General features: G+C 61.6%; 7 protein-coding genes and 1 pseudogene. 2 read left to right on the plus strand and 6 right to left on the minus strand.

The features are described from left to right. Window positions 1–50: 50 nt before the first annotated feature. The 3 genes from AC05K6_RS03295 to AC05K6_RS03305 all read right to left on the minus strand — a co-directional run bounded on the left by AC05K6_RS03295 (window position 51) and on the right by AC05K6_RS03305 (window position 4736). Window positions 51–2378 (minus strand): 3-hydroxyacyl-CoA dehydrogenase NAD-binding domain-containing protein, encoded by a 2328-nt coding sequence (locus AC05K6_RS03295; RefSeq protein WP_476727757.1) that lies wholly within the window; start codon window positions 2376–2378, stop codon window positions 51–53. Between the two features lie 107 nt (window positions 2379–2485). Next, a complete protein-coding gene (locus AC05K6_RS03300) occupies window positions 2486–3715 on the minus strand; it encodes an acetyl-CoA C-acetyltransferase (protein WP_293790552.1) in 1230 nt (409 codons plus the stop codon). Between the two features lie 190 nt (window positions 3716–3905). Next, window positions 3906–4736 carry a class I SAM-dependent methyltransferase gene (locus tag AC05K6_RS03305; protein WP_476727758.1) on the minus strand — a complete coding sequence of 277 codons (831 nt, stop codon included), beginning with the start codon at window positions 4734–4736 and terminating at the stop codon, window positions 3906–3908. A gap of 106 nt (window positions 4737–4842) precedes the next feature. Here AC05K6_RS03305 and AC05K6_RS03310 point away from each other — a divergent pair, with 106 nt between their 5' ends. Further along, complete coding sequence (locus AC05K6_RS03310; RefSeq protein WP_476727759.1) at window positions 4843–5997, plus strand: glycosyltransferase family 4 protein; 1155 nt, start codon at window positions 4843–4845, stop codon at window positions 5995–5997. On the opposite strand, the gene AC05K6_RS03315 is transcribed toward AC05K6_RS03310, so the two are convergent. Both AC05K6_RS03315 and pgfA read right to left on the minus strand, forming a co-directional pair. After that, window positions 5948–7720, minus strand: coding sequence for an MmpA family trehalose lipid delivery protein (locus AC05K6_RS03315; protein WP_448306865.1), 1773 nt, complete (start codon window positions 7718–7720; stop codon window positions 5948–5950). The genes AC05K6_RS03310 and AC05K6_RS03315 overlap by 50 nt on opposite strands. 28 nt (window positions 7721–7748) lie before the next feature. After that, window positions 7749–9017: a cell envelope lipid trafficking protein PgfA gene (gene pgfA / locus AC05K6_RS03320; protein WP_293790564.1), complete on the minus strand. Its 1269-nt coding sequence runs from the start codon at window positions 9015–9017 to the stop codon at window positions 7749–7751. 224 nt (window positions 9018–9241) lie between these two features. Here pgfA and AC05K6_RS03325 point away from each other — a divergent pair, with 224 nt between their 5' ends. Further along, entirely contained in the window at window positions 9242–10516 is a 1275-nt protein-coding gene (locus tag AC05K6_RS03325; protein WP_476727760.1) for an acyltransferase family protein, read from the plus strand. A 1301-nt stretch (window positions 10517–11817) separates the two neighbouring features. Here AC05K6_RS03325 and AC05K6_RS03330 read toward each other — a convergent pair. Further along, window positions 11818–13878, minus strand: a pseudogene (locus AC05K6_RS03330) (DUF3367 domain-containing protein); the annotation flags it as partial. Between the last annotated feature and the right edge of the window lie 10 nt (window positions 13879–13888).

The following is a 13888-nucleotide window of genomic DNA, read 5'->3' on the forward strand; positions in this document are numbered from 1 at the left end:
GGCTCCGCGGAACCATTAACCGGGACTATTACCTAAAAGGGGAGGAAGAACTACTTCTTCAGCGACTCCAGCGGAGTGAAGCGCTCGCCGTACTTGGCGGCCAGCTCTTCGGCGCGGGCAACGAAGCCTGCAACGCCGCGGGTCGGGTAGTCGCCACCGTCGCGGTCTGCCACCTTGCCCTCAGGCAGAACAGCAGCGGCCGGGCGGTCGTAGTTCTTGATGTACTGACGGGTACCACCGGTCCATGCTGGGAAGCCGATACCCATGATGGAGCCGATGTTGGCATCCGCATCGGAGGTCAGCACGCCCTCGTCGATGCACTTCTGGGTTTCCAGAGCCTCGGCGAACAGCGGGCGCTCGACCAGGTCGATGAAGGCCGGTGCGTCAGCCGGAACGTTGGAGCCAGCGGATACGCCGGTGGAATCAGCAGCAGCCTTCTTGGCAGCGCCAACGGTGGCAGAATCCAGGCCGTGGCCAGCAACGGTGGACTCGGCGTCGGCGACCTTCACCTTGCCAGCGCCCAGCTCGTCCCACAGGCCGCGCCACAGGCCGGTGCGGCGGCCTTCCTCGTTGTACTCGTAGAAGCCCTTGCCCTCGAGCTTGCCCGGGCGGTCGTACTCGTCCAGCATCTTGTCCACGATCTCGGTCACGCCACCGTCGTCGACGGTCAGGCCAGCGGCCTCCTGAGCTGCCTTGGTCTCGGCGCCGATCTTGCGGGCCAGCTTCAGGTTCAGCTCGTCCTGCAGCTGCAGCGGCGGTGCCGGGTAGCCGGCCTGGCGGCCAGCGGCCTCGATCACGGCCGGGTCGATGCCCTCAGCCAGCATGCGCATAGCCTCGTTCAGGAAGAAGCCGATAACGCGGGAGGTGTAGAAGCCACGGGAGTCGTTGACGACGATCGGGGTCTTGCGGATCTGGCCGGTGAAGTCCAGGGCCGCAGCCAGGGTCTCGTCGGAGGTCTCCTCGCCCTTGATGATCTCCACCAGCGGCATCTTGTCGACCGGGGAGAAGAAGTGGATGCCGATGAAGTCCTTCGGGCGCTTTACACCCGTAGCCAGTTCGGTAATCGGCAGGGTAGAGGTGTTGGAGCCCAGCACACAATCCTCCGGCACGGCAGCCTCGATCTCTGCCCATACCTTGTGCTTCAGCTCGGTGTTTTCGAACACGGCCTCGATCACAATGTCGCAGTCGGACAGGTCAGCGTAGTCGACGGAAGGCTTGATGCGATCCAGCAGAGCCTTGGACTTCTCCTCGGTGGTCTTGCCGCGCTTCAGTGCCTTAGCTTCCAGGCCTTCAGAGTAGGACTTGCCCTTCTCGGCAGCTTCCATCTTGATGTCCTTCAGCACAACCTCCATGCCAGCCTTTGCTGCCACGTAGGCGATCGCTGCGCCCATCATGCCGGCACCAACCATGCCCAGCTTCTTGAACTGCTTCTTCTCGACGTCCTTGGGGCGCTGGCCGCCACCGTTGCAGTACTGCAGGTCGAAGAAGAATGCCTGCATCATGTTCTTGGAGGTCGTGCCGGTGACCAGCTCCACGAAGTAACGGGTCTCTACGGCCGTGGCCTCTTCGATGTTCTTCAGCTGTGCGCCCTCAACGGCGGCCTTCAGGATGGCCTTCGGTGCCGGCATCGGTGCGCCCTTGATCTGCTTGGTCACGTTAGCCGGGAAGGAGGGCAGGAACTGTGCCAGCTTCGGGCTGGTCGGGGTACCACCCGGGATCTTGAAGCCCTTCTGGTCCCATGGCTGGGTAGCTTCCGGGTTCTCCTTGATCCACTTCTTCGCAGCGTCGACCAGCTGGTCAGCCGGGACGATTTCGTCGATCAAGCCGGTCTTCAGTGCGTCCTCTGCACGGAACTGGCGTCCGGTGGTCAGGACCTTCATCAGTGCGTCCTGCAGACCCAGCATGCGAACCACGCGGGTCACACCGCCGCCACCGGGCAGCAGACCCAGGGTGACCTCTGGCAGGCCAACCTTCAGGCCTTTGGCGTCAGAAGCAATGCGGTGGTGGGTAGCCAGCGCGATCTCCAGGCCACCGCCGAGAGCCGCACCGTTGATGGCGGCGACAACCGGCACGCCGAGGGTCTCGATGGCGCGCAGGCCGGCCTTCATGCCGTCGATCTGCTTGGTGATTGCTTCTGCGTCTTCCGGGGTGGACTTGATCATCGACTTGATGTCGCCACCTGCGAAGAAGGTCTTCTTCGCGGAGGTAATGACCACACCCTTGGCCTCGCCGGATTCCACTGCGCCCTGCAGCTTCTCCACCAGCTCAGGCAGCTCGCCCTGGAAGGTGTCGTTCATGGTGTTGACCGGCTGGTTCGGGTCGTCCATGGTGATGGTTACGATGCCGTCGCCATCCTGGTCCCACTTGAACATGCTCATGTGTGATGCTCCTTGTTTTATGTATTGACGCCCTCACGCTTGCGTCCGCGGGAGGTTGTCAGAGGAAAATTGAGTGTTTCTTGTGTTTTGGTCTGCGGGAAGGTCGGTTAGACGCGCTCGATGATCGTGGCCACACCCATGCCAGCTGCGACACAGAGGGTGATCAGGGCGTAGCGACCGCCGGTGCGGTGCAGCTCGTCGACAGCGGTACCGGTGATGATCGCGCCGGTGGCGCCGAGCGGGTGACCCATGGCGATGGCGCCACCGGAGACGTTCAGCTTCTCGTCCGGAATGTTCAGCTCGCGCTGTGCACGCAGGACGACGGAGGAGAATGCCTCGTTGATCTCCCAGATGTCGATGTCCTCGGGCTTCAGGCCCGCCTTGGCCAGAGCGGCGCGGGAAGCTGGGGCCGGGGCGGTCAGCATGATGGTCGGCTCCACACCGGAAGTAGCGACGGAGACAACGCGGGCACGCGGGGTCAGGTCGAAGTCCTTACCGGCCTGCTCGGAACCGATGGCCAGCAGGGCTGCGCCGTCGACGATGCCGGAGGAGTTACCTGCGTGGTGCAGGTGGTTGATGCGCTCCAGCTGCGGGTACTTGGTCTGTGCGACAGCGTCGAAACCACCCTGGTCGCCGATCATGGCGAAGGCGGGCTTCAGGCCAGACAGACCCTCGACGGTGGTGCCGGGGCGGATGGTCTCGTCGCGGTCCAGCAGGGTCACGCCGTTCTGATCCTTCACCGGAACGACGGTGCGGTCGAAGCGGCCTTCTTCCCAGGCCTTGGATGCGCGCTCGTGGGATCGAGCTGCGAAGGTGTCCAGATCCTCGCGGGTCAGGCCGTCCAGGCTGGCGATGATGTCAGCGGAGATGCCCTGAGGGATGAAGTCGTTGTAGAAGTTGGAGGCCGGATCCATGGCCAGGGCGCCGCCGTCGGAACCCATTGGGACGCGGGACATGGACTCCACGCCACCGACGAAGACCAGGTCGTCCCAGCCGGAGCGGATCTTCTGGGCGCCAAGGTTCACGGCGGTCAGGCCGGAGGCGCAGTAGCGGTTCACCTGGAGGCCGGTGGCGGTGTACGGCAGGCCGGCGTTCAGTGCGGCGGTGCGGGCGATATCCATGCCCTGGTCGCCGACGGGGGTGACACAGCCAGCGATGACGTCACTGATGCGGTTAGGGTCGATGCCCGGGTTGCGCTCAATGATTGCCTCGATCAGACCGGAGAGCAGGTCGACGGGCTTTGCGGTGTGCAGGGAGCCGCCCGGCTTGCCCTTACCACGCGGGGTGCGGACGGCGTCGTAAATGAATGCCTCTGGGGCGCCAGTGTTACTGGTCATGTCAGTCCTATTTCCTATCGTTCTCGACAGTGATTTGTTAGTGATTTGTACACACAAAGCACTAACCTTGTGTCTCACGCCACATTACCCGTTCTTTGGGGAAATAGTTGTAGTCTTATGTCTTTTCTTGCCCCTTTTATGCCCCACGTGGTGCCCCCATTGAGGTGGATCATGGGGGATAGCCGGGGAATCAGCGCTTTTGAAAGACCAATACCAAGTTCGAGACCGCGAACTCGCGTAGCCCCGGAACCCTCACCATCCACCATGCCCACCACGGGTGATACCGCGGGAAAGCGGCCACGAGCTCGGCGGGATCATCCGCGCGGGCGTGCACCTTGCGGCCGTATTCCAAACCATCAGAGGCCGAAACGTTAAACAGGCTTTCGCCCCAACGGTTTTTCGGCGGCTTGCCCATCTTCTGCTCATAGCGCCGGGCTGCGAACTCCCCGCCCACGTAGTGCTGCCATAGGCCGGTTTCGTGCCCGCCGAACGGACCCAACCACACCGTGTAGCTGTAGATCATTACTCCGCCGGGTTTCGTCACCCGTAGCATTTCGTCCGCCATCCGCCACGGATCCGGCACGTGTTCGGCGACATTGGAAGAGTAGGTGATGTCGAAGGCGTCACTAACAAAAGGTAGATCTAGCCCCGAACCCCGCACCGAGGTCTGCAGCTTAATACCTGCGGCGGCCATCTCGCCTACGTCCGGTTCGCAGGTGTAATAATCCGCGCCGGCTTTGTCGAAGGCCACACCGAAGTAGCCGGGTCCGCCGCCAACGTCCAGGATCTTTGCGCCATGCAAAGGCTCCTCAGCTGCACTAGCTGTTAAGCCACGCACGCCGGCGTAAACGTCCCGGATCAACCCGACCGTGTCCGCAGCTAGGTGGCCGTAGAAAATATCCGGGCGAGTTTGCTCGTATTTGAAATCACTCAGCAGGCCAAAAGAACGGCGTAGCGTCGCATGGCGACGAAAGACGCTCAACGCTGTGCGCTGCCGAGAGGGGTGGTTATTAAGGCTCATCGAGTGTCCATCTTTTCAGGTTGCGAGGCGATTGTGCGCACGTTTCGCTAAAGATTCGCCAAAGCCCTCAAAGGTGCAGGCAGGGGTGGATAGAATAGTGTTCATCATGAAAGTACTGCTTCTCTGTTGGCGCGACACGAACCACCCCGAAGGTGGCGGCAGTGAGCGTTATTTGGAGCGAGTCGGGCAGTACCTCGCCGACCAAGGCCACCAGGTAGTTTTCCGCACGGCACACTACTCCGGTGCGTCTCGTTCGGAACAACTGAGCCCCAACTTCCGCTTCTCCCGTGGGGGCGGAAACTTAACGGTCTACTTGCGTGCCCTAGCTGCAATCCTTGCCGCGCGTCGGGGGCGGGGGCCGTTAGCGGATATCGGGCGCCCAGATGTGGTGGTGGATACACAAAACGGTGTGCCTTTCTTCGCCTCCCTCGTAGCGGGCGCGCCCACGGTCGTGCTCACCCACCACTGCCACCGTGAGCAGTGGTCTGTCGCAGGCCCGGTGCTCTCCCGTATTGGGTGGTTTATCGAATCGACCCTCTCGCCATGGATCCACCGCCGTCGCCGTTGGGTCACTGTCTCGGCACCGTCGGCCGAGGAGTTTATCGAGTTGGGTGTGCCTCGCGGCAATATTGAGATCATTCGTAACGGCGTGGATCCGGTTGCTTCCTCTTTGATTCCGGACGCCCCTAACCCCAACTCCGACTATGCCATTGAAGAACCGACGATTCACTTGGTGGCGCTTTCTCGACTGGTGCCCCACAAGCAGATTGAACATGCGCTCGACGCGGTAGCCGCGGTGGCGCGCACCCATCCGAACGTACGCCTGGACGTCATCGGCGACGGGTGGTGGGCCGACCGTCTGCGGGGCTATGCCCGCGAGCTGGGCATCGAACCGCTGGTGATCTTCCACGGCTACGTGTCCGAGGAGTTGAAGCACCGAATCCTCAACCGCGCCTCGGTGCACGTAATGCCTTCCCGGAAGGAAGGATGGGGTCTAGCCGTCATTGAGGCCGGGCAACACGGAGTGCCAACCGTGGGTTATGAGTCTTCTGCCGGGCTGCGGGATTCTGTTATTGACGGGGAAACCGGTCTGCTGTGCGATTCGCCAGGTGGGCTGATGAACGCGGTGGAGTTTCTCCTGGACAACCCCGAGAAGCGCCGGGCAATGGGGCGTGCCGCGCAGCGCCGTGCGCGGGAGTTCTCCTGGGAAGCTACCGGAGCTTCATGGGAGAAACTGCTGCGCGAGGAGGCCGAGCACTAGTCTGCCCCTGGATTGTGCGCCATAGCCACAAGCACATTCCCCACATCATGAGCATCCAGTAGAAAGTCATGCCCACGTACAGCGGTGCGCGATCCTGCACAGGGTTGTGCGGAAGTGTCGGACTTTGTACCCGGAAAAGCTCGTAGTTATCGGAGCTTAAGACTCGGCGGATTCCCTTCGAGTTCAGCACCTGCATAGCTTTAGCCATCGCTTCCCCATCGTTGACGGAGTACCAGTCCACCAGCACCCAGCTCACGCCGTTGCGTTTCAGGGTGTTCTTGCCGCTCATAAGGTCAGACAGGATCGCCATGCTGGCCGGGTTGCCGTCGACCACGTGACCATCGACGATCAAAAACCCCGGATCCATCGGCGAGCCCGGCAAGAGCTTCAGCCCAGGAGCCACGTGTGGTCGGTTGTTTCGGGTGCGGTAATTGCCGGGCGGTAGCAGCACAATCTTTCCCTTGGGCGCGCCAGAGATGATGTTGGACATTTGATTCCAAGTATCGGAAAGCTCCACACGCTTCAGCGGGGCCATGTCGGCAGGAAAGGCCGGAACCGTCAGGACACACGCAGCCGCCAGTCCCACGGCCGCCGCCTGAGGCGCCCACTTCGGTGGAGCTGTGGACTTAGGAGAATTTTCCCGTGCACGGCGCGGATCCAGCCGTTCCACGGCGACGGCCAGGAGAAGCACAAAACCGGGGATGGCCAGGCAAACGAACTTGGTTGTATCGCGGAACATGCCCGCACCGGGCACATGGCTAATGGCAAAGCCCATAACATCCACGCCCCAAGGAGTGGCCAGCAGAGGGGGCGTCACTAAGGCAAGAACCGTCAGTACCGCGGCGGCCCGGTAGACGCGCCATAGCTCTTTAAAGCCGAACAACAACACTACGCACAACAGCATGCCGATGACCACAGACATCAAAGTGCGAGAAGGTGGGGAAGCCTCAGCGTTCCACACACCGGAAAGTCCCATGGTGGAGGCGAGGGGGCCTAGAAACGATTCGCCACGGGCGGAGAACAGAGAAGCCGACAGTGCATCGGAGCGGGTCTGCGAAGGATTGGAGATCCACAGCGCCGGCAGCATCCACGGAAGGGAAGCGACAGCGCTCGCCGCCAAACTGTGCAGGCGTTCCCCGCGTGAAGGAGCAAAAACCAGCGCCGTGATCAGCGCCAAGATCAAGCCAGTGGGGACAAAACCGCATAGGCAGATCGCGACATAAAGAAGTCCGTGGCGGCGAGCCGCAGATAGATAAGCGATGGCGGGCAGCAACATTCCCGCAGTGGCGACAGTCCATTGCCCTTGCAGAAAACGCTCGATAACAAAGGGGTTCCACACGACGAAAAGTGCCGCCAATAGCTGTGCTGATAGCCGTCCCTCTGCCATCCCCCGCACCATCTTGGCCGCAAAGAAACACCCCATCAAACTTGAGACAATGACAAGCGCGCTGGCGATGAAGGACACCGGGATAGTCGGGGAAAACAGGGCGAGGATCGCATCCTGCGGTAGGGCACGCGGAGCGCCCTCATTAATCCCCAGGTTGTTGGAGTTATCCGGCAGCGAGTGGGGAACAAACATGTCCCGCAGTAGATAAGCCTTGGTGGGGTCGGGGCGCAGCCCCAACCAAAACGGCCACAGAGTAACTACGGAAACTACAAAAGACCACCCCAGCACGATCAGGCTATCGCGCTTGGCGGTGGTCTTAAGCGACTGCGAATTCACAGCCAATAGTCTAGTAGTTCAGCGGGGATTATTTGCCTGCCAGGCGGGCTGAACGGTGAGCAATCCAACCGATAACCAGAAGGATCAGGCCAACTGCACCCAGAATCCACGGCAGGATGGTGCCCATGAGCTTCATCTTCTTGATGCCGTCGCTGGCCTTGCTCATCTGCTGCTTGCGAGACTCATCGTCCCACGCGCCGGGGAAGTACACGGCGGTGCGGGTCGGATTCTTGATCTCTTCTTCCTTGTTTTCGTAGATGCGCTGAGCGTCCTCGTCGTCCTGTGCGTAGTACTGGAAGACTTCCTCGGAGCCGTTGACGATCACGCCGGTATCCGGCTGCACGCGCAGCACGCGGTGGACGGTGTAGTAGCGGGACATTTCGACCTCAGGGCCGAGGTCTTCCTTTTTGTCGGCGCCTTCTTCGTCTTTCTTGTCGGCGTCCTTCTTGTCGTCCTTGTTTTCGGCGGACTTGTTCTTAATCTCGTCCTCGCTCAGGCCCCACACCTTCGCCGGGAACTTTAGGCGCAGCGCAGCCAGGGTGCCTTCGTCGCCCTTGGACAGCTCACCATCGGCCTCCAGGCGCTCACGCAGAGCCGGGTACAGCTCGGTTGGGGGAACGGTCTGCTCGAAGCGGTAGACCTTCTCGCCATCCTGCTCCTCCTCGCCGACGTAGTCGATCGGCTGGGTCTTTAGGATCTGCATGTCGAAGTAGTCGTAGGACTTACGGTCAGTGCCCATCGGGAACTGGTAGGTGATACCGGGGCGGGTAAACGGCGCTACGGAGGTCTCAACCTCTTCGTCCTCGCCCTTCTTCGCCGCTGCATCCAGCGCTGGTGCGTTCAGTTCCACGGAGGAAGTCGGGTCTGGCACAGGCATCTGGGTCTTGCGATCCAGGGTGACGTGGTCGATGGAGGCGCTAATCAGGTTCTTCGGCTCCTTCCTGTCCGTACGGAACAAAGTCTGGCCGGCCTCGAATGTCACGACCTTATCGTCCGAGGGCTCCTGTGCGGTCGTAAAACGCTGGGACTGCATCTCGAGCCCCTTGTTGATAAAGCACTTGACCTGCGGATTGTCGCCCTTGCACTCGGGCTTGTCCTTGTTGTCGCCGACCGGCTTGCCGGAAGCTAGTGCGCCGGAATCCAGCAGATTACCTTCGGTCTTTGGGGTGCCAGTGGTGGACACGAGGTCCAGTGGCAGCACCTTGCCCTTCGGGACGACATAAGTGGGCAGTGCAATGGCAAAGACCAGCAATGCCACGCCGAGCACGATCGCTACGGAGGAGAGGATTCTCTTCATAGGATGGTTTTTCCTGACTCTATTTGTCTGCTTTTATCCGGACCACTGGCCGGGGGAACAAGATTCTGATGTGACTGTAGTTAGCCTGTGAAGCTTCCAATACTTTAGCCAATCAAAACTAGATACTTCGTAGATTTAAAATATTTTTCCAGAAAAGTCTTGTTTGCAGCTTCCGCCTGCAGTTTTGCTCTATCCAGTCCACCTGGTCGGTTATGCTGATCCCGATGAGCCCGAAGAAAGTATCCGCCCGGCCCGCGCCCTTCCTCCCTGCGTTGGAAGGTCTGCGCGCGATTGCCTGCTCCGGCATCATCATCACCCACGTCGCGTTCCAGACGGGCGCGGATACCGGCAACCTCCTTAACCGCATGATGGCGCGCACGGATTTCTTCGTCCCAGTGTTCTTCGCCCTCTCCGGTTTCCTACTGTGGCGCCGTCACCGGGCGGATTTCTCATTGTCGACCTCGCACGACAATCTGATGACTCTCGCGGGCTACTACGTCAAGCGTCTCGGGCGCATCTTCCCCGCCTATCTGGTTACCGTCGCCATAGTTCTGCTGTTCTTCCCGGTAGCGGGTGCACCAACGGTATGGCAGATGCTATCCAATATCACCATGACGCAAATCTACGTCGACGGTGGTCTCATCGGTGGGCTGACTCACCTATGGAGCCTGTGCGTAGAAATGGCCTTTTACCTCGTTCTCCCGTTAATCGGTGTGGCGTGGGGGCGTCAAGAACGAAAATGGCGTATCGCGTGGATCGTCGGGGTGGCGGCGGCAAGCTTTGGCTGGGCTTTTATCCCCGCATTCGCCGACGCGCCGGGGCCGGGCGGGCTTAATCCGCACATCATGCCACCTGCATTTATTGCGTGGTTCGGGGTGGGATTGCTCGGTGCAGAGCTGGAGTCGATCGTGCAGGATCGCGCCTACGCACTGACGGGTAAGCAAGGTGCCGAGGGTATTGACGCCCGTTACCAGTTGCCGACGGTTCGAGCTATCGCGAAGTTTCGCTGGGTGTTTTGGCTCCTGGCTGTGGGGGCGCTGGCGGTCGCAGCTTCGGACGGGCCGGAAGGGCTTACACACGCGGCGCCGGCGGAGTTCGCCCGCCGGACGCTATATGGGTTGGTGTTCGCGGCCTCGCTGATCGTGCCCTATACGTTGGCGCCAAGATCCAAGTTCCTGGAGTCCGCGCTGATGCAGGCACTGGGGCGTTGGTCCTATGCGATCTTCCTGTGGCACATGTCGCTGCTTTCTATTGTGTTCCCACTGTTGGGCGTGAACCTTTTCAGCGGGCACACGGCGCTGGTACTGGTGGCGACGTTCGTGTTGAGCGTGCCGGTGGCCGCGCTGAGCTACTCCGTGGTGGAGGAGCCTGCGCGCCGGGCTATTAACTCTTGGTGGCGTTCGGTGCGCGCAGACCGGAAAGACCGGGCGAGTGCCGAGCCGACTACGACCAGCAACACGACGGCCAGTGCGCCGTTAACAACGAACCCACCTGCGTAGTAGTTTCCGCTGCCCCAGTTGCCGCGCACACACAGCAGCAAGGCGAGGAATGCCGCTGCGCCAGCGACAACCTTGGCCGCGCGGATAGCCCGGCGCACTCGTGGAGAATGCTGCGCAGGCTCCTCGTTTACCACCAGTTCCGGGCGCGGCAGTCCGCGTGTCCGTCGTGCGACGAAAATGCATAGCCCCACCAGGACCAACGCTGCGACTAGTCCGATAGCCAGCCAGGTGCGGTACAGTCCCGTGCCTTCGAAGTGGATCTTTACCAGGCCGGAGGCGCCCTCCGGGACGATCCACCCCTGCTGCCATCCGTTGACGGTGATAGGTGTCAGCTGAATACTTTCGCCTCCGTTCTCCAGGGTGGCGATCCGTCCGGGGTTTGCTTGCGAGGGGCTGAATAGTACGCGCTTCTTGTCCGCAGGTTCCAGGCGAGTGCCTCGCTGTAGGGGCTGGGCCGCCGGTGTTTCCCGCACTGCTGCGGCGAACAGCGGCTCGGCAACTGTCAGCGCCGACCAGCGTGCGGTGGTGGACAGGACGTGCTTGCCCGCTGTGAGGTTGAGCGTGTCCCCGCAGAAGTAGTCTTGCCCGTCGATCGTTACCGGCGCACCCTTCTTTCCGTCAGCTGTGCATTCGGAGGAGTGGACAACAACCGGCAGTTCGCCGGTACCATTGCCAACGGATTTGGGAATCTCAAAGCCACGCAGCATCACGGATTCATTGATCTCTTGGCCAAAAACCCACCGGTTTAGCGTCGACTTTTCACCGTCTTCCCCTGCAGCAGGCACAGCGGGCACAGTGGGCACTCGCCGCGGGGTCACGTCCTCATCGCCGTCGGCCAGTACCTTTGCCTCGGCAATGCCGAAGTCACCGAAGGCGCCCACAATCGTTACGCGGATCGAATCTGCGCGTCCCGCGGGCACCTTGACCTTGTTCGTTTCGCCGGGCTTGAGGGTAGCGCTGGTGCCCGAAACCGTCTTGCCCTGCAGATATGTTGTCACCTGCACGCGTGCGGGCCGCCCCTGAATGTCTAGGTGCAACCCAAGCTTGTTGTGTGCGTCGCCCACCCGGAACTCGATGTACTGTCCGGCAACGTTGCCGACCGTCGGCCGCCACGCGGTGCGCTGTGAGCCATCCACTGCGGAGGTTGCCGACGAATATGTTTCCGCACCACCGAAGCCCGTTGGGTCTGCTGCGGTTGATGAAACACGTACCTCGCCCTGGGTCTCCACATGCGTCATTTCCTCCGGAGACAGCGGACGCCCATCGGCATCGCGCACTGGGTAATCCCGCACCGGATTGAGTACTTGGCTGGGATCGTCGAGGCTGCGGATCTCACTGTCGGCGCCCACCACGTTGCCGTAGTTATGTTCACGCAGCGCAGGCGTGTCCGTTACCGTCTGTGCCGGTACCCCTAGGTTTTTTCCTTGGGACGCCCCCACGCGCGTCCGCGGTACGCCCTGTCGGCCTAGGGCAGCGTCCGCTGCTGCCAGGCGGGGAAGGGCCTCGGGGCTGGCATGGGCGACGTCGATACGTTCGGCGTCGATAATCCGCAGATCACCCGCGGTGCCGTCGGTGCCATCTGCAACACCGCCGTCGACGCGATAGATACGCACCTGGTCGTCGCCGAAGGAGGCGACTTCCTCGAATCCGCCCGATCGGTCGAGGGTGCGCTGAACCCGCTTGGCGCCCGGCGTATCGGCAGCGGTGGTGAGGTCGTAGCGCAGCAGCAGATAGCCCACGCCTTGTTGCCACAACGTAGGGGCGAGGGTGGGGATGGCTGTGCCGGACTCGAGTTCGCGCTGGAGTCCGTCCAACCCACGGATGGCCTCGGGCTGCACTAGTGGCACGGAATCGCGCACGACCCACGGCACGTCCAGCAGTGGCTGAGCGGGTTCGTCGCGGGTGTTTCCCCAGGTCTGTCGACCAAATCGAGCCTCGGGTAGGATCATGGTGCGGGCAGGGGTATGGGAATCCCCGGCTTCCTTCTTGACCTCGGAGTTCAACCAGTCGGCGGCTTGGGTCCAATAGTCAGGAAGCTGGCGGTAGGCATCGGCGGCAGCGATGCGCCCACTCCAGCCCGTGGCGGTGACCACGGCGATCAATAGGCTTATAGCGATGGCGCGGGGAACCTCCGGGTACTTTTCCGGGTTGCGCCACCGTGCCCAGCGCTCGCGGCTAAGTCCCGGCCAGGGGAGGCGTGCAAGGCCGTGGGCGATACCGACCACCAGTGCGAGTCGCACTAGTGGATCGAATTTGTGCAGGTTGCGCAGCGGGGCGCCCGCACCGTCGAGAAATATGCGACCCCACACGGAGAGCGGAGAGATCGGGGCGGTGGCGAACACCATTGCACCGATTCCCACAAGCAGAATCGCCAGCCAGCGACGGGCGAAGGGAAGGTTCGGGCGGGTAAGCCCCCACAGACCCAGAAAGGCGACCAATAGGGTTCCGGCGATGAAGACCGGTTCGCCGACCAGCGCGTAGCCGCCCTGACGCTCGGCGGAGAGGAAAGGGGTCCAGCTGGTGGTGCCACGCAGAATCTCGGCGAGGTTCATCCAATTGGTCGTCAGCGAGGCTGACTCGATGTAATCCGTGAACGGAGGCGAATATTTCCCCAGCAGCAGGAGTGGACCGATCCACCAGAATGTGGCGAGCAACCCGGCGGGAACCCACCACAGTGCGAAGTAGAGACCCACCCGTGGACGGCGTAGGCACATGCCGAGCCAGAAAATCACTGCGGGCAGGATGGCCACAACTGTAGCGACGGCATTCACTGCGCCGAGGAAGAGTACGGCCAGCGCGCTGAGAAGGGCGTATTTTGCGAGATAGACGCGTGAGCGCCGGTCGGGCCAACCTCGTCCACTTCGCGCTATGAGGGCGGCGCTCGCTACCGGCAACAACACCCAGGGCACAAGCGCGCACACCCACGCCTCGGAGCTAATAGCCCCCAACGTGGTGAGAATGCGTGGAGATAGTGCAAAGAGGATGCCGGCGATCACCCGCGAGCTGCGGCTACCGATCTGGAGCCGTTGCAGCAGCAGGACAGTGCCAGCGAAAGCGAGCGTAAGTAGCAGCCCCCACCACAAGCGTTGCGTTATCCAATCGGGCAAGAAGGAAAAGACTGCGAAGAATAGGCCGTGGGGGAACAGGTATCCGTAGGCCTGGTTCTGCAATTGCCCCAGGGGGAAAGTATCCGTCCAGGGGTACAGCGCTTGGCGTAGAAAGCCCCAAGGATCGGCCGTTAGATCCAGCTTTGTATCGGCTGAAATCAGCCCGGGGGACTGTAGGAACGCGAAAAGAAACCACGCAAGGGCACTAAGAGCCCATGCGCGGCGAGAAAGGGGACGGTGCGCCGAAGTTGGCACGTGGGTGGTG

It is taken from the genome of Corynebacterium sp. TUM25020, from assembly GCF_056388495.1.

What these genes read in the sequence shown, in the direction of transcription:
- AC05K6_RS03295 (WP_476727757.1), bottom strand. Translation starts at nt 2,378, where the DNA reads ATGAGCATGTTCAAGTGGGACCAGGATGGCGACGGCATCGTAACCATC.
- AC05K6_RS03300 (WP_293790552.1), bottom strand. Translation starts at nt 3,715, where the DNA reads ATGACCAGTAACACTGGCGCCCCAGAGGCATTCATTTACGACGCCGTC.
- AC05K6_RS03305 (WP_476727758.1), bottom strand. Translation starts at nt 4,736, where the DNA reads ATGAGCCTTAATAACCACCCCTCTCGGCAGCGCACAGCGTTGAGCGTC.
- AC05K6_RS03310 (WP_476727759.1), top strand. Translation starts at nt 4,843, where the DNA reads ATGAAAGTACTGCTTCTCTGTTGGCGCGACACGAACCACCCCGAAGGT.
- pgfA (WP_293790564.1), bottom strand. Translation starts at nt 9,017, where the DNA reads ATGAAGAGAATCCTCTCCTCCGTAGCGATCGTGCTCGGCGTGGCATTG.
- AC05K6_RS03325 (WP_476727760.1), top strand. Translation starts at nt 9,242, where the DNA reads ATGAGCCCGAAGAAAGTATCCGCCCGGCCCGCGCCCTTCCTCCCTGCG.